Source organism: Pseudomonas sp. G3-39, assembly GCF_054790485.1.
On the sequence record NZ_CP186497.1, the window covers coordinates 2,056,872 to 2,071,195 of the forward strand.

Consider the following 14,324-nt stretch of genomic DNA (forward strand, 5'->3'; position numbering starts at 1 on the left):
CTGCTCGCGAATGCGCTGGATCAGACACATCATCGCTGACTGACATACCGCTTTCGCGAGCAGGCTCGCTCCCACATTGGGTTTGGCAATGGGCTGTCAAACCCGGAACTGATCCATCAGACTCTGCTGTTGATTCGCCAGGCTGTTCAGCGACTGGCTCACCCGCGCCGACTCGTTGGCCTGCCCGGACAGCGATTCGGTCACGTCACGAATGGTCGCGACGTTGTTGTTGATCTCCTCGGCCACCGCGCTCTGTTCTTCCGCCGCGCTGGCGATCTGCAGGTTCATGTCGCTGATCACCGTCACTGCATCGCCGATCTGGCGCAGTGCGGTCACCGCTTGCCCGACCTGCTCGACACTGCCCTGCGCCTGACGATGGCTGTTGCCCATCGACCCGACCACATCCTGGGTACCGGTCTGCAGTTGCTCGATGACCTGACGGGTTTCTTCCACCGACTCTTGGGTGCGACGGGCGAGGTTGCGCACTTCGTCGGCGACCACGGCAAAACCACGCCCGGCTTCACCGGCGCGAGCGGCCTCGATCGCCGCGTTGAGCGCCAACAGGTTGGTCTGTTCGGCGATGGCGCGGATGGTTTCCAGCACGGTGCCGATCTTCTCGCTGTTGGCAGCCAACCCTTCGACCTGAACCATCGCCGCGCTCATGTCGGCGGCGAGGGTGTCGATGCTCGCGGTGGTGCGGTCGATCACGGTCAGGCCCTGACGGGTGGCGCGGTCGGCGTCCTTGGCCGCTTCGGCGGCTTGCGCGGCGCTGCGTGCAACGTCCTGCGCGGTGGCGCTCATTTCGTGAGAGGCGGTGGCGACCTGATCGACCTGACGGTATTGCTGCTCCATGCCGGCGCTGGTCTGGGTGGCGATGGCCGAGGACTGGTCGGCGGTGTTGCGCGCATCCTGCACCGAGCGTTTCACCTCGGCGATGATCGGCTGCAACTTGTCGAGGAACTTGTTGAACCAGCCGGCCAGTTGACCGAGTTCATCTTTCTTGTCATACGCCAGACGGCGGGTCAGATCACCTTCACCACTGGCAATGTCTTCGAGCATGTGTGCCACGCCGAGGATCGGTTTGGTCACGCTGCGCGCCATCAGCCACACCAGCAGCAGGCCGACCAATGCCGCCAGCACGCCGAGGCTCAGCTCGATCAGGGTGCCGGAGTTGTTGCTCGCATCCAGTTGCTGCTTGAGCGCTTCGGCGCGGCTGACCAGCACCTTTTCCGGCACGTCGAGCAACACGGCCCACGACGGCCCGCCGGGGATCGGCTGGAACGGCGACAGGACTTTCAACTGGCCGTTGCTGTGCAGGCTGCTGACGCTGCTGCTGGCGGCGAGTTGACGCAGCAGTTCAGCGCCACTGACGGTATCCACGGCATCCAGGCGCTTGCTCAGTTTGCTGGCGTCCGGGCTGTAGCCGGCGAGCAGGCCGGTGGGGCTGATGATGCTCACGGCGGTCTGGCCGTCGTAGAGTTTTTTGCTCGCGCCCTGGCTGATCGCTTGCAGGCTGTTGAGGTTGATGTCCACCGACAGCGAGGCGATGACTTTACCGTTGACCATCAGCGGGAAGACGATGCTGGTCATCAGCACGTTCTGGCCGTCGATCACATAGAAGTACGGTTCGATCACGCACGGTTTGAGCGTGGTGCGCGGGCAGGTGAACCAGGCGTTGGCCGCCTGACCGCTGGGGCCGGTGCTGGTGTCGGCCATGTCGCTTTCCGGCAGGGCCATCGAGGTGACTTTGCCGGGAGTCGGCTGCGACCAGTACAGGGCGAAGCGGCCCTTGTCGTTGCTGCCCAGTTCGGCCTGACCGGCGAACAGTTCATCCTTGCCATCCAAGGCGTTGGCTTCGAACACCAGCGACAGACCGAGCAGATCCGGGTTGGCTTGCAGCGCGGACTTGACCTGACGGGTCATGTCTTCGCGCAGGTCGAAGGCATCGAGGAAGCGCTTCTCGGCCTGTTCGCGCAGGAACAGCACCTGCCGCGAGAAGCCGTGGCCATATTGATAGGCGTCCATGAACTGCTGGCGAATCCCGGCAGCCTGCACCTCACCCTGCGACTCAATGCGCGCCTGGGCCGACTCGGTCAGCATCTCCATGCTCGAAGCCTTCACCAGCTCGGAGCTGTGCTCCATGCGATACAGCGAAAGACCCACCAGCAGGGTCACGATGCCCGCCAGGCACAGGCCGGCGAGCAGGGTGATTTTCCATTGAATGGAAAGTTGTCTGAGCGACATGGAGACGTCCTTATTCGATAAATATCTGAGACTTTGCACTGTAACGGCCGCGTTTCAGCTTTCTTTATCGTTCAAACACAATATGACCAATTGCCGCATGCTGGCGATCAGATACCTGTGGTGAGGGGATTTATCCCCGATGGGGGGCGAAGCCGCCCTCACAATCGTTCAGAGAAATTGCATAGTCAGGTTTGGCGACTGCTGCGCAGCCGATCGGGGATAAATCCCCTCGCCACAGGGTTCTCCATTGCCCGTTACATTGATCTCCTTACCGCAGGGTTCTGCATTGCCAGTTACATTTCAGTTCAGCCGCTCGCTTTGACACCGCCGCCACTCTGCGGCACAGTGCGCGCCCTTCTAATAAGACCCTCTTTGCAAATCCGCCGGTTAACCGTTGGCGGACTCATCCTGTCTGGCGGTGATATTTCATCGCAGTGTTTTTGAGGTAGTGAAATGAATGCAGTGATTGCTGCGGTCGGCGTCATGCTGATCCTCAGCCTGTCCCGCGTGCACGTGGTGATTGCCCTGATCGTCGGTGCGCTGGTCGGTGGCCTGACCGGTGGTCTGGGCATCGACGCCACGCTCAAAGCGTTCAACAGCGGCCTGGGTGGCGGGGCGACGGTGGCGTTGTCCTACGCATTGCTCGGCGCTTTCGCCGTGGCGATTGCCAAGTCCGGCCTGGCCCATGCGCTGGCCGACAAGGCCCTGGCGATGGTCGATCGTCAGCACTCGACCGGCGGCGGCAGCGTCAAGTGGCTGCTGATCGGCCTGCTGTGGGTGGTGGCGATTGCTTCGCAGAACATCCTGCCGATCCACATTGCGTTCATTCCGCTGCTGGTGCCGCCACTGTTATATGTGCTGACCAAGTTGCAGTTGGATCGCCGGCTGATCGCCTGCGTCATGACCTTCGGCCTGATCACCCCGTACATGGTGTTCCCGGTGGGTTTCGGCAACATCTTCCTCAACCAGATCCTGCTGGCCAACGTCAGCAAGGCCGGGGTCGATATCAGCCAGATCAACGTCATGCACGCCATGGCGATTCCGGCCCTGGGCATGGTCTTCGGCCTGTTGCTGGCGGTGTTTTTCAGCTATCGCAAGAAGCGCGTCTACGATCTGCAGAAGATCGAACAGGTCGAGCAGGTCAGCGTGGCGTACAACCCGAAGACCATTGGCATTGCCGGTCTGGCGATTGCCGCCGCGTTCATCATTCAGTTGCTGCTGGATTCGATGATTATCGGCGCACTGGCCGGGTTCCTGATCTTCTCGGCCTCGGGCATCGTCAAGTGGCGTGAGACCGACGACCTGTTCACCGAAGGCATGAAGATGATGGCGATGATCGGTTTCATCATGATCTCGGCCTCGGGTTTCGCCGAAGTGCTCAAGGCTACCGGCGAAGTGCGCTCGCTGGTGGAAAGCGCGGCGGCGTGGATCGATCACAGCCAGGCGATCGGCGCGTTGTTAATGCTGCTGGTGGGCCTGATGGTGACCATCGGTATCGGCTCGTCGTTCTCCACGGTACCGATTCTGGCGGCGATTTTCGTGCCGCTGTGCGTGCAGCTGGGCTTCAGCCCGATGGCCATCGTGTGCATCGTCGGCACCGCCGGTGCATTGGGCGATACCGGCTCGCCGGCCTCGGACTCGACGCTGGGCCCGACCTCGGGTCTGAACGTCGATGGCCAGCATCACCACATCTGGGACACTGTGGTCCCGACCTTCCTGCACTACAACCTGCCGTTGCTGGCGTTCGGCTGGGTGGCGGCGATGGTTCTCTAAACCCGCCAATCACCTGTGGGAGCGAGCCTGCTCGCGAAAGCGGTGTGTCAGCTAAAAACAGGCTGGCTGACACGACGCCTTCGCGAGCAGGCTCGCTCCCACAGGGAGATACAGTGTCTGCAGACTCAACTTTTGCTTTTGCGTGCCGTTAACGCCTTTAACCACGCCAATAAAACCAAAAGAGTGAGCCCCCCCAATGCGCTTGAGTCTCAAGGCCAAAGTCCTGTCCCTTGCCGTCCTGCCGGTGCTGCTCTTTGCGCTGGTCATCAGCCTGACCACGCTGTTTATCCTCCAGCAACAGGCGCACACCGAGGTCGAACAGACCCGCGAACGCCTGCTCGCCGACGCCAAGGCCACGTTGCAAAGTTACGTCGCCGTGGCGATGACCACGATCAAACCGCTGTACGACGCTGCCGCCCCCGGTGACAACGCGGCGCGGGCGCAGGCGATCAAGCTGCTGTCGGGCATCCGCTACGGCAAGGACGGCTACTTCTTCGGCTACGACTCCGAGACCGTGCGCCTGTTCAAGGCCAACGACCCCGAAGGTGTGGGCAAAAGCTTCAAGGACAACCGCGACCCCAATGGCGTCTACGTCAACCTCGGGTTGGTGAAAGTGGCGAAGGACGGCACCCACTATCTGCAATACAGCTCGCCACTGCCGGGCAATGCCAGTGTGCTGGTGCCGAAACTCGGCTACACCGAGTACCTGGCGAAGTGGGACATGGCGGTCGGTACCTCGGTCAACCTCGACGGCATTGAAGCGCAAGTGGCAGTGGTCGAGGCGCAAGTGCAGGAGCGCATGCAAGGCGTGATCCTCAGCATCGTCGGCGTGGCGGTGCTGGTGCTGCTGGTGATTGCCATCGCGGGGATGCTGCTGGCCAACACCATTCTGCGGCCGTTGAACCTGATGAAAGCCAACCTCGACGACATCGCGGCGGGCGAGGGCGATCTCACGCGCCGGTTGAACATCACCAGCCAGGACGAACTCGGCGAACTGGCCGGCTCGTTCAACCGCTTCGTCGACAAGATCCACGGTCTGGTGCGGCAGATCACCGAAATGACCACGCAACTCACCGGCCTGGTGACCCAGGTTTCCGATCAGGCTCAGCGTTCCGATCAGGCCATGGAGCGTCAGCGCCACGAGACCGATCAGGTCGCCACGGCGATCAACGAGATGTCCGCCGCCGCCCAGGAAGTCGCCAAGAGCGCGCAGAACGCAGCGGTCGCCGCGCAGCAGACTGATGAAGAAGGCCAGAGCGCCAAGCGCGTGGTGGCCGGCAGCATCAAGCAGATTCATGCGCTGGTGGATGACATTCGCAGCAGCGGCGTGTCGCTCGACAGCCTGCAGCAGGACGTGTCGTCGATTGTCGGCGTGCTCGGGGTGATTCGTTCGATTGCCGAGCAGACCAATCTGCTGGCACTCAACGCGGCGATTGAAGCGGCGCGCGCCGGGGAGGCCGGGCGCGGCTTTGCAGTGGTGGCGGACGAAGTGCGGGCACTGGCCAGCCGCACGCAGATCAGCACCCAGGAGATTCAAGGGATGATCGATCGCCTGCAAGCGGGTACCCAGTCGGCGGTCGAGGCGATGCGCCGTTCCAGTGAAGCGGGCGATGGCACTTCGGCGCAGGCCAATCAGGCCGGGGCGTCGCTGGATGCCATGGCTGACCTGATCGCGACGATCAACTCGATGAACGCGCAGATCGCCAGTGCTGCTGAGGAACAAACGGCAGTGGCCGAAGAGATCAACCGCAGCGTGCATCAGATCGCGGTGGCGGTGGACAGCGTGGCGGATGAGACCCAGTTGGGCGCGCAGACTTCGCGCAGTCTGGCGGAACTTGGCCAGCGATTGGGCAAACTGGTGGGCCAGTTCCGCATTTAAAAAGTCTGTAAAACCTCATTGTGGGAGCGGGCTTGCTCGCGAAGGCGTCATGTCAGTCAGTATTCTTGTATCTGACACACCGCCTTCGCGAGCAAGCCCGCTCCCACATTGGGTTTTGTGTAGGACTTAGGGTCTGTCCCAGTACGGCACTTCGCCAAAGCACTCGACAAAGAAATCGATCACCGTCCGCACCTTCACCGACAACCTTCGACTTCCCGGCCACAGCACTGCGATCTGCTGCGGCTCCAGGCTGTTCGACACCTGATATTCGCCCAGCACTGGCACCAGCGTGCCTTCGCGCACCGCCTCACCAATCAGCCAGGACGGAAACATCACCAGCCCCAGGCCTTGCTCGGCGGCCTGGGTGAGGGTGTCGGCGTGGTTGCCAGTGATCGGGCCTTTGACCGAGTAAGGCGTCCAGTCGCCCTGATCCTTACGGAAAAACCAGCGTTGCTGACCGGTCGCACCTTTGTAGGCCAGGCACTGGTGTTGCGCGAGTTCGTCGGGATGCTGCGGCGTGCCGTGGCGCTTCAGATAAGTCGGGCTGGCCGCGACCTGGAAACGGTGCGGCGCCAGAATCCGCGCCTGCATGCTTGAGTCGTGCATCGGGCCGATGCGAAACAGCAGGTCGGCGCCTTCCTGCAACGGGTCGACGTAATGGTCAGTCTGCTGGATGTCCAGTTGCAGCTTTGGATAGCGCGCGCACAACTGACCGAGCCACGGCGTCAGATGCCGTTGGCCGAACACCACCGGCGCGTTGATCCGCACCAGCCCGGTGGGTTCGCTTTGCTGTTCCTGCAACGCCTGCTCGGCCTCTTCCAGTTGCACCAGCACCAGCCGCGCATGGTGGCCGAGCATGCGCCCGGCCTCGGTCGGCGTCACGGCGCGGGTGTGGCGGTAGAGCAATTGCTGGTTCAGCGCCTGCTCCATCAACTGGATCTGCCGTGAAATCGAAGAGGGCGCCACGCCCTCGCGCCGGGCGACTTCGGAAAAACTGCCGTGGTCGAGCACTGCCACAAACAGCCTCAGCGCCTTGAATCCCAGTTCATTCAGCCCGTGCATGGATCTTCCTGCTGTGCGAGTTACGCAAAAGTGTTGTCCGGATGCTCCCATTTATCGCACAGCTACGCCAGCCGATAATCCGCGCCATCGTTTACTTGCGTGGGTTTTGGATGATGCAGACATTGGATGAAGTGAGTGTGCCGGCGCCGGCGACCCGGTCGTGGTTGCGCCTGTTGTTGCTGCCGCTGGTGATTCTGGCCGGCATGGGCCTGTCGGTGGAGGCCGGGTTACTGGGGCCGCTGGGGGAGCAGGTCGGGCATCTGTGGGCGACCTTGAGCATCTTCGGCGTGGGTTCGGCGATTCTGTTTTTGCTGCTGTTGTTCGCCGGCCCGCAGAAAGGCCCGGCGCTGACCGATCTGCCGCGCTGGCAATTGATCGGCGGCTTTCTCGGGCCGATGTACGTGGTGGTGCTGACCCTGGCAACGCCGCATATCGGGATCGCGATGACGATGATCGCGATCCTGTCCGGGCAGGTCGGCAAGAGTGTGCTGATCGACCATTTCGGCTGGTTCGGCGCGACGCGCAAGAAGGTCAATGCCGAGCGGTGGCTGGCGTTGGGGTTGATAGTGGTGGCACTGGTTCTGATTGCGCGGGGTTGAGAATATGAGTCTGGTTATTTTGTTGGCAGTGGTGGTGTTGGCTGGCGCGGTGTTGAGCGTCCAGGCGGCGATCAATGGACGCCTCGGTGAAAGCGTCGGGGTGTTGCGCAGCAGTTTGCTGACGTTTTTCGTCGGGGCTGTGGTCACCGGATTGTTGATTGTGTTTTTTGAGCCGGCGCATGCGGTGAGTTTGCTCGATGTGCCGAAGTGGCAGGTCTGCGGGGCGCTGTTTGGCGTGGTTTACATGATGGTCATGGTTGGCGCGGTGCCTGTTGTGGGGACTGCGGTGGCGACTGTTGCGGTGATTGTTGGCCAACTTGGGATGGGGATGTTGATCGATAATTTTGGCTGGCTGGGGAATCCGGCGATCGAGCTTTCGTCCTCGCGGGTGTTGGCGATGGTGTGTCTGGGGTTGGCTTTGGTCTTTATGTATCGGAGTAGTGTTCGGGCTTCTGATTGAGTTTTGGGTGTATATCCGCTGCTGCGGTAACGGCCACTTAGGGTTCCGCCCTTACGGCGGGTCACTTTTTCCAGACGCCGAAAAAGTAACCAAAAAGGCTTTACCCTGACGTTCGGCCCTCGCCTAGGCTCGGGTTCCTTCGCGGCGGGATTCATCCGGGGGGCAGCGCCTACGGTTTGCTTCGCTGCACCTCCTCTCGCTGTGTTTGGCTGCGCCAAACGGTCGCTGCGCTCCCACCCCCGGATAAACCCCTCCACTCAGCCTGCCGACGGGCCCTCAGATCAAAAGCGGTACTCGAGCTAACGCTCATTGTGTTGAGTGGGGCGGCCTCGCCGCATGGGGCGCACACTCTCTAAATTGTAGGAGCTAGCCTGCTGGCGATGGCGGCCTGACAGCCGACCAATTTCCAACTGAAGCCACCCATTCCAACTGTGGGAGCGGGCTTGCTCGCGAAGGCGGCCTGCCAGCCGACCAATCTCTAACTGAAAGCACCCCCCCATCCCATGTAGAAACTGTCGAAGGCTGTGATCTTTTGATCTGCTTTGGCTTTGCTTTGGCTCTTGATTTGGCTTTTGATCTTCAGCCCCTTCGGCAGGCCGAGCGGAGGTGTTCATCCGGGGGTTAGGCGCGCAGCGCCATGCGGCGAAGCCGCATCCATCGAGAGGAGGTGCAGCGAAGCAAACCGGAGGCGATGCCCCCGGATGGACACCGTAGCGAGGGAACACTGAGCCTAAGCGAAGTGCCGTACGCCGGGGCAAAGCCTTTTGGGTTACCTTTTCGGCGTTTGGAAAAGGTGACTCGCTGTAAGAGCGAAACCGCCAGCGGCAGCACCCGAAGAAACGGATATTCACCCGATATCGCCAATACCCGAAGAAACGGATATTCACCCGATATCGCCAATACCCGAAGAAACGGATATTCACCCAATTCCCGAAAAAAACCAGATCAAAAGATCGCAGCCTTCGGCAGCTCCTACACTGTTCTCTACGGCTTGCCCTCGCAAGCCCCAGACAACCACCAAAAAAAGGAGTCTGCCCCCATGCCCGATAGAAAATGCGACTGCCCCAACTGCAAATGCACGATCAAGGAAGGCGACCACGCCTACGCCGTGCACGGTAAACACTATTGCTGTGAAGCCTGCGCTCACCACCACAAGGGTGGTGAAGAGTGTTCAAGCAAAGGCTGCCATTGCGCCCACCCCAAATAACCGCGCGCAAAAAAAGTGGAGCCTAATCAGGCTCCACTTGCAGTTTCAGGCTTTCATCATCCAGCCGTTCGGTATGGCGCACCGTGCCTTGCAGCCGTCGCCCGTCAACCATGACCACCACGGTTTTCGCCTGGTCGAGGTCTTCCGGTAACGGCGCCGGCACACGCAGGGCGAAGCTATACGGGTCGTCTTCGACAGCCTCAAGACCCACCCGACAGTCCACGCTTTTGGTGATACGTCCGAACAGGGTGTCCAGTCCGTAATCCAGATGCGCCGGGCTGAAGATGCTGGTCATTGTGTACGCCCCCAAAGAGTCCCCATCGCCTGACGAGAGTCTAGCTCGCCGGTCGCCATGTGACATTTTCCACGCCGAATTTCTCCGCCATCGGTTTGCTGGTCTTTTGCACTTTTTCCCGGCCGAAACGCGGGATGCGACCCACACCGGCATCGCAGCTTGCCCAGTGCCACGCCTCGGCGTTGTCCATTCTGTCCGAGCGGATAATGAACGACTTAGGCGTGCCGTGAAGGGTGTAATCGATGACAAACAGTTTTGCGTTGTTCATAAAGCCCGTAATCCTCCCTGTGGTATTAGAAGGATCGCGGCGCGTCGGGAAAATTCACTCGGATTGTCCGACGGTATCTATCGTTGTCGACGCTGTGACCGACTGGTTACCATGCGCCTTCCGCCAACCCCAATGAATGCTCGCCATGGCCCTCGCCGCACCCCCCGATCTCACGGATACCGATGTGCCGGTACAACCGCTGGCGCGCACTTATCCGCGCGGGTTGTTCATCGAGCCGCACGAGCATGTCTGGGGGCAGTTGCTGTATGCGATGAGCGGAGTGATGTGGGTTGAAACCCCGCATGAGGCACTGGTGGTGCCGCCGCAGCGCGCGGTGTGGTTGCCACCCGGGGTGCCGCATGGAATTCGCGTGGTCTCGGACTTGCAAATGCGCAATATCTACCTGCGCCCGGTGCTGGCGGCAACGCTGGATCCGACAGTGCAGGTGATTGAAGTCGGAGGGCTGTTGCGCGAGTTGATCGTCGGGCTGGTGGAGCAGGGCGATAGCGGTGAGCCGGCCTATTACGACGCGTTGGTCGGGCTGGCGTTGCTGGAGCTCAAGCGTGCCCGGCGCTCGCAATTGAAGATCCCGCTGCCGGACGATTCCGACCGGCGCCTGATGAATCTGTGCCAGGCGGTGATGGCGTCACCGTCGCTGGACATTCCGTTCGAACAGCACGCGGAAAACGCCGGGGCCAGCGTGCGCACGCTGGCGCGGCTGTTCAAGGACAGTCTGGGCATGGGCTTCGCCGAATGGCGGCGGCAGGTGCAACTGGCGACGGCGGTGGCCGAGTTGATTCAGGGCGTGCCGGTGAGCGCGATCGCTCGCGAGCTGGGGTATTCGCCGAGCAGTTTCAGTGACATGTTCCGGCGCGAGCTGGGCGTGGCGCCTTCGCAATTTACGGCCACCTGAACGCAATCCCTGTGGGAGCGGGCTTGCTCGCGAAAGCGGTTTGTCTGTGAAGCATAAGGTGACTGACCCGCCGCCTTCGCGAGCAAGCCCGCTCCCACAGGGGACGACAGTGAACGCGGGGAATTGGCCGAAATTCAGAAGTCCTTGGCCGACACCTCTGCCGATCCTTCCCTAGACTTTGCCCATTCCTTTCACGCGGCGGAGTTTCCTCCATGAACTACCTGATTTCGCTGGCCATCGGTCTCGGTGTCGGCCTGCTCTATGGCGCGCTGGATTTTCGTTCCCCGGCACCTCCGGCCATCGCGCTGGTGGGGCTGCTGGGCATGCTCGCGGGTGAGCAGCTGTGGCCGATGGGCCGGCAACTGGTCGCCGGTTGGCTGTCCTGAATTCCTTTTTCCCTTTGATGGATGTCCTCATGAAAGCACTGCAATTCGATAAAACCGGCGATCTGTCTTCCCTGCATTTCGTCGACGTACCGACCCCGCTGCCCGGCGCTGATGAAGTGCTGGTGGAGATCAAGGCGGCCGGTCTGAACCCCAGCGATGTGAAGAACGTGCTCGGACGATTTCCGTACACCACGTTGCCACGGATTCCCGGGCGTGATTTTGCCGGTGTCGTGGTCGAAGGCCCGCAGGCGTTGCTCGGTCAGGAAGTCTGGGGCACCGGGCGTGAGCTGGGCTTTTTCGCCGATGGCTCGCACGCGCAGTTCGTCAAACTGCCGGCTAATGGCGTGGCGCACAAACCGTCGCACTTGAGTTTCGCCCAGGCGGCCAGCCTCGGCGTGCCGTACACCACGGCGTGGGATGCGCTGGAGCGCAGTCTGGTGAGCGCTGAAACCCGTTTGCTGGTGATCGGCGGCGGCGCGGTGGCCACGGCGGCATTGGCGTTGGCCAAGGTGCGCGGTGCGCAGATCCTCGCGGCAGCGCGGCGGCCGGAGCAGGTCAAGGAGTTGCAGGCGCAGGGCTTCCAGACGATTCAGCTGGATAAACCCGAAGACCTCGGCGCGCAGGTCAACGCGGTGTACAGCGGTGGCGCTGACGTGATCTTCGACACCACCGGCTTCTGGCTGCCGGCCTCGGTCGCGGCATTGGCAGCCTTCGGGCGCATCGCGATCATCGCCGCACCGGTCGACGGCCATGTGCAGTTGCCGGCGCTGGCGTTGTACCGCAAGGGCGGTTCGGTGGTCGGGATCAACTCGCTGTTGTACGGCGTGCAAGCCTGTGCGGCGATGCTCGAGCAGTTTGGGCGGTTCTTTGATGAGGATCTGTTGCCGTTGCCGCAGGGGTTGGTGGAGGTGCCGCTGGCGGAGGGGTTGGACAGCTACGCGCAGGTGAATCAGGGCAGTGGCGACAAGATTATCCTTATTCCCTGACACCACAAAACAACTGTGGGAGCGGGCTTGCTCGCGAAAGCGGTGTGTCAGCGAAGCAAGTATTGGCTGATACACCGCATTCGCGAGCAAGCCCGCTCCCACATTTTTACCGTGTTGTACTCAGGATTGCGGGACGCCGTTTTCCCACGCCGACCAGTTTTTCAGAATGTCCTGCACCAGCGGGTTGCCGGCACGATAGAGGTTTTCCAGCGCCGGCACGAACCCGCCCTGATCGGCGTATTTCAGCAGATTATCCACTTCACTGCCGCCCGGCTCCGGACGATCAAAGTCAGAGCCGGCACGCACCACCGCCAGACGCTGCACATCCACCAGACCTTCGCGACTGGCACGCAGCAGCGCGTCATAGGTGGAGTTGTCTTCCTGTTGTGTGGTGCAGTATTCACCCTTGTTATCGGTCAGCAGTTTGGTCCAGACCTCGGCGCGTTCGCTCAGGCGTGTACCGGAGAACCAGGTGTTGCCCGCCAGCGTGTCGCAGCGCGTGACCACGGGCGGCTGATTGGCCGGGGCCGACGGGTATTTCCGGCGCCACGCCGCCGATTCCTTGCTCTCGCTCAGTTCGACCTTGTGGCTCAGGGCGAAGGCTTTGGCCTGCAGTGTCGGGTTGAGTTCGAAGACTTCGGTCTTGTAGTCCAGCGGCGGCTTTTCGGTCGGACCCTTGGTGTTGATGCCCAGGTAGCCGGTCGGCCAGCTCGCCGGCGCATCGCGCGAATCCAGCTCCCATTGCGTGCCGAATTCCACCAGGTAATGCGCCCACGCCGCGGTGCCGATGGTCCCGTGTTTCGGGCTGATGCCGGCGATCCCGGCAATCAGAAACCAGCTTTTGCGCAGGTCGAATTTCGGCGACAGCGCCAGTGCCAAGGTCGAGGCGGCGGCGTTGGTCTGGCCCATGCCGGTGGTCAGCAGGCACACCTGGTGCGTGTTGCAGCGGATGGTCGGGTACTCGGCGGACAGCCCCGGTACGCGGATTTCCTGTTTTAGGTCGAGGCGCTCGATCCAGTTCTGTGCCTCGGGGGCGAACATGGTAATCAGCACCACTTTCGGCTGGATCGGCGCTTCAGCCGCCCACGCAGTGGAAGAGAGCAGGGCCGCAGCGGCCAGGGTCAGACGCGTCATTGCTTGCATGAGAATCTCCTGATTTCAGAACTGGTAGCCGATGCCGGCGTAGTAACCCCAACCGTTGGAGCGCGCGCGGAAATTGCCGTCGCCGAAGTTCAGCTCGCTGCCGTCTTCCCAATTGCCGCCGTTGTGGAAGTAACGGCCGACCAGGGTGAAACGCAGGTGGGTGAACGAGTACAACAGCACGTTGGTCGCCACCGTGGCATTGGCGGTGCGCGCCGGATTGTCCTTGTGAATGTCCGAGCCGAAATCGAAGTTGGTGAAACCGATGTAGGTCAGCGACGCGCCGTTGCTGAATTTGTCGATGGGCACGATGTACTTGAGCTGCGCGCGGTAGCCGTCCCATGAATACTCATTGCTCGCGCCGTAGTTTTCCCACTGGTAGCGCCCGTACAGGTTGGCCGACAGGTTGACCCGCGAATGGGTGTCGATGTCGGTGCCGAAGCCGCTGTACAGCGTGTTGGCGCGGTTCTCTTTACGGCTGCCGTGATCGTAGATCCAGTCGAACGCCACGTACCATTCCTTGAACGGGCCGATGGCCAGGCTGCGGCCGGCGAGGTAGTCGATGGAGATGCGCGGCTCGTGTTCCATGAACACCGGTGAGCCGTGGTCCCACACGCCTTTGTCGTGGCTGTTGCCGATGTTGAAGATCTTCGGAATGTCGACGTAGCCGTACAGCTCGAACGGACCCTTGCGCCCGAAGTACTCGTATTCCAGGTAGATATCGTCGGCCGGTTGCGGCCCGAAGCTGATGTCCTTGCTGCCGATCAGCGTCAGGTCCTGGTTATACCAGTCCGACAGATACGCGCCTTTTTTCGGCGGGGCAGCTTCCGGGCTGAGGGCTTCGCCCTGAGCGGATTCGTCGGGCAGGGCCGGTTGCGCCAACGCGCTGTGGCTGAGAACTCCGGTAACGCCGGTCAGTAGCAAGGAAACAGCAAACGTGCGCGCAAACGGGGCGCGAAGAAGGGAAGCAACGTGCATTCAAAGTCCTTTTTTTGCGGATCGAGGCCCGGGTTCTGCGGGTCTGTACGGTTTTGTTACGAAAAAGCCGTGATAGGCAGGTCGCAAACGTTTGCACAAGGCGTACCAGTTTTCCAGATACACCCATTTCCCCT

The 14,324-nt window shown here is 61.5% G+C and carries 13 protein-coding genes and 3 pseudogenes; 9 read left to right on the top strand and 7 right to left on the bottom strand.

Annotated elements, in window-relative coordinates:
* Positions 1–96 precede the first annotated feature (96 nt).
* Together ACOYXG_RS09150 and ACOYXG_RS09155 are read right to left on the bottom strand one after the other, a co-directional pair.
* A complete protein-coding gene (locus ACOYXG_RS09150) occupies positions 97–852 on the bottom strand; it encodes a methyl-accepting chemotaxis protein (protein ID WP_371262551.1) in 756 nt (251 codons plus the stop codon).
* Between the two features lie 102 nt (positions 853–954).
* A pseudogene (locus ACOYXG_RS09155) lies at positions 955–2,244 on the bottom strand (cache domain-containing protein); the annotation flags it as partial.
* A 453-nt stretch (positions 2,245–2,697) separates the two neighbouring features.
* Between ACOYXG_RS09155 and ACOYXG_RS09160 the strand changes: the two are divergent.
* The 3 genes and pseudogenes from ACOYXG_RS09160 to ACOYXG_RS09170 form a co-directional block, all read left to right on the top strand.
* Positions 2,698–4,017, top strand: a complete 1,320-nt coding sequence (locus ACOYXG_RS09160) for a Na+/H+ antiporter family protein (protein WP_027613996.1) — start codon at positions 2,698–2,700, stop codon at positions 4,015–4,017.
* Positions 4,018–4,213: 196 nt separating this feature from the next.
* Positions 4,214–4,990 (top strand): annotated as a pseudogene (locus tag ACOYXG_RS09165) (cache domain-containing protein); the annotation flags it as partial.
* A gap of 312 nt (positions 4,991–5,302) precedes the next feature.
* Positions 5,303–5,896, top strand: a pseudogene (locus ACOYXG_RS09170) (methyl-accepting chemotaxis protein); the annotation flags it as partial.
* A 126-nt stretch (positions 5,897–6,022) separates the two neighbouring features.
* On the opposite strand, the gene ACOYXG_RS09175 reads toward ACOYXG_RS09170, so the two are convergent.
* Entirely contained in the window at positions 6,023–6,958 is a 936-nt protein-coding gene (locus ACOYXG_RS09175; RefSeq protein WP_460357187.1) for a LysR family transcriptional regulator, read from the bottom strand.
* Positions 6,959–7,071: 113 nt separating this feature from the next.
* Here ACOYXG_RS09175 and ACOYXG_RS09180 point away from each other — a divergent pair, with 113 nt between their 5' ends.
* The 3 genes from ACOYXG_RS09180 to ACOYXG_RS09190 all read left to right on the top strand — a co-directional run bounded on the left by ACOYXG_RS09180 (position 7,072) and on the right by ACOYXG_RS09190 (position 9,224).
* Positions 7,072–7,557, top strand: coding sequence for a DMT family transporter (locus ACOYXG_RS09180; RefSeq protein WP_097087815.1), 486 nt, complete (start codon positions 7,072–7,074; stop codon positions 7,555–7,557).
* Between the two features lie 4 nt (positions 7,558–7,561).
* Positions 7,562–8,017, top strand: a complete 456-nt coding sequence (locus tag ACOYXG_RS09185; RefSeq protein WP_460357190.1) for a DMT family transporter — start codon at positions 7,562–7,564, stop codon at positions 8,015–8,017.
* A gap of 1,039 nt (positions 8,018–9,056) precedes the next feature.
* A complete protein-coding gene (locus ACOYXG_RS09190) occupies positions 9,057–9,224 on the top strand; it encodes a metallothionein (RefSeq protein ID WP_081730276.1) in 168 nt (55 codons plus the stop codon).
* Positions 9,225–9,246: 22 nt separating this feature from the next.
* On the opposite strand, the gene ACOYXG_RS09195 is transcribed toward ACOYXG_RS09190, so the two are convergent.
* Together ACOYXG_RS09195 and ACOYXG_RS09200 are read right to left on the bottom strand one after the other, a co-directional pair.
* Entirely contained in the window at positions 9,247–9,519 is a 273-nt protein-coding gene (locus tag ACOYXG_RS09195) for a hypothetical protein (RefSeq protein WP_097087736.1), read from the bottom strand.
* Positions 9,520–9,559: 40 nt separating this feature from the next.
* Positions 9,560–9,787, bottom strand: coding sequence for a DUF6555 family protein (locus tag ACOYXG_RS09200; protein WP_027613849.1), 228 nt, complete (start codon positions 9,785–9,787; stop codon positions 9,560–9,562).
* Between the two features lie 136 nt (positions 9,788–9,923).
* On the opposite strand from ACOYXG_RS09200, the gene ACOYXG_RS09205 reads away from it, so the two are divergent.
* From ACOYXG_RS09205 to ACOYXG_RS09215, 3 genes are all read left to right on the top strand, one after another.
* Entirely contained in the window at positions 9,924–10,700 is a 777-nt protein-coding gene (locus tag ACOYXG_RS09205) for an AraC family transcriptional regulator (protein ID WP_460357195.1), read from the top strand.
* 212 nt (positions 10,701–10,912) lie between these two features.
* The gene (locus ACOYXG_RS09210) at positions 10,913–11,086 is read left to right on the top strand and encodes a DUF1427 family protein (RefSeq protein ID WP_007969534.1); all 174 of its coding nucleotides are present in this window, start codon (positions 10,913–10,915) and stop codon (positions 11,084–11,086) included.
* Positions 11,087–11,115: 29 nt separating this feature from the next.
* Positions 11,116–12,072, top strand: a complete 957-nt coding sequence (locus tag ACOYXG_RS09215; protein WP_460357198.1) for a quinone oxidoreductase family protein — start codon at positions 11,116–11,118, stop codon at positions 12,070–12,072.
* Between the two features lie 120 nt (positions 12,073–12,192).
* Here the strand turns inward: ACOYXG_RS09215 and ACOYXG_RS09220 are convergent, their stop codons facing one another.
* Positions 12,193–13,215: a purine-nucleoside phosphorylase gene (locus ACOYXG_RS09220; protein WP_460357201.1), complete on the bottom strand. Its 1,023-nt coding sequence runs from the start codon at positions 13,213–13,215 to the stop codon at positions 12,193–12,195.
* A 15-nt stretch (positions 13,216–13,230) separates the two neighbouring features.
* The gene (locus ACOYXG_RS09225; RefSeq protein WP_096797785.1) at positions 13,231–14,190 is read right to left on the bottom strand and encodes a nucleoside-specific channel-forming protein Tsx; all 960 of its coding nucleotides are present in this window, start codon (positions 14,188–14,190) and stop codon (positions 13,231–13,233) included.
* Positions 14,191–14,324: the final 134 nt, after the last annotated feature.

Excerpts from the sequence above, each read along its gene's own strand:
- ACOYXG_RS09150 (WP_371262551.1), bottom strand. The coding sequence starts at position 852 with ATGGAGCAGCAATACCGTCAGGTCGATCAGGTCGCCACCGCCTCTCAC.
- ACOYXG_RS09160 (WP_027613996.1), top strand. The coding sequence starts at position 2,698 with ATGAATGCAGTGATTGCTGCGGTCGGCGTCATGCTGATCCTCAGCCTG.
- ACOYXG_RS09175 (WP_460357187.1), bottom strand. The coding sequence starts at position 6,958 with ATGCACGGGCTGAATGAACTGGGATTCAAGGCGCTGAGGCTGTTTGTG.
- ACOYXG_RS09180 (WP_097087815.1), top strand. The coding sequence starts at position 7,072 with ATGCAGACATTGGATGAAGTGAGTGTGCCGGCGCCGGCGACCCGGTCG.
- ACOYXG_RS09185 (WP_460357190.1), top strand. The coding sequence starts at position 7,562 with ATGAGTCTGGTTATTTTGTTGGCAGTGGTGGTGTTGGCTGGCGCGGTG.
- ACOYXG_RS09190 (WP_081730276.1), top strand. The coding sequence starts at position 9,057 with ATGCCCGATAGAAAATGCGACTGCCCCAACTGCAAATGCACGATCAAG.
- ACOYXG_RS09195 (WP_097087736.1), bottom strand. The coding sequence starts at position 9,519 with ATGACCAGCATCTTCAGCCCGGCGCATCTGGATTACGGACTGGACACC.
- ACOYXG_RS09200 (WP_027613849.1), bottom strand. The coding sequence starts at position 9,787 with ATGAACAACGCAAAACTGTTTGTCATCGATTACACCCTTCACGGCACG.
- ACOYXG_RS09205 (WP_460357195.1), top strand. The coding sequence starts at position 9,924 with ATGCTCGCCATGGCCCTCGCCGCACCCCCCGATCTCACGGATACCGAT.
- ACOYXG_RS09210 (WP_007969534.1), top strand. The coding sequence starts at position 10,913 with ATGAACTACCTGATTTCGCTGGCCATCGGTCTCGGTGTCGGCCTGCTC.
- ACOYXG_RS09215 (WP_460357198.1), top strand. The coding sequence starts at position 11,116 with ATGAAAGCACTGCAATTCGATAAAACCGGCGATCTGTCTTCCCTGCAT.
- ACOYXG_RS09220 (WP_460357201.1), bottom strand. The coding sequence starts at position 13,215 with ATGCAAGCAATGACGCGTCTGACCCTGGCCGCTGCGGCCCTGCTCTCT.
- ACOYXG_RS09225 (WP_096797785.1), bottom strand. The coding sequence starts at position 14,190 with ATGCACGTTGCTTCCCTTCTTCGCGCCCCGTTTGCGCGCACGTTTGCT.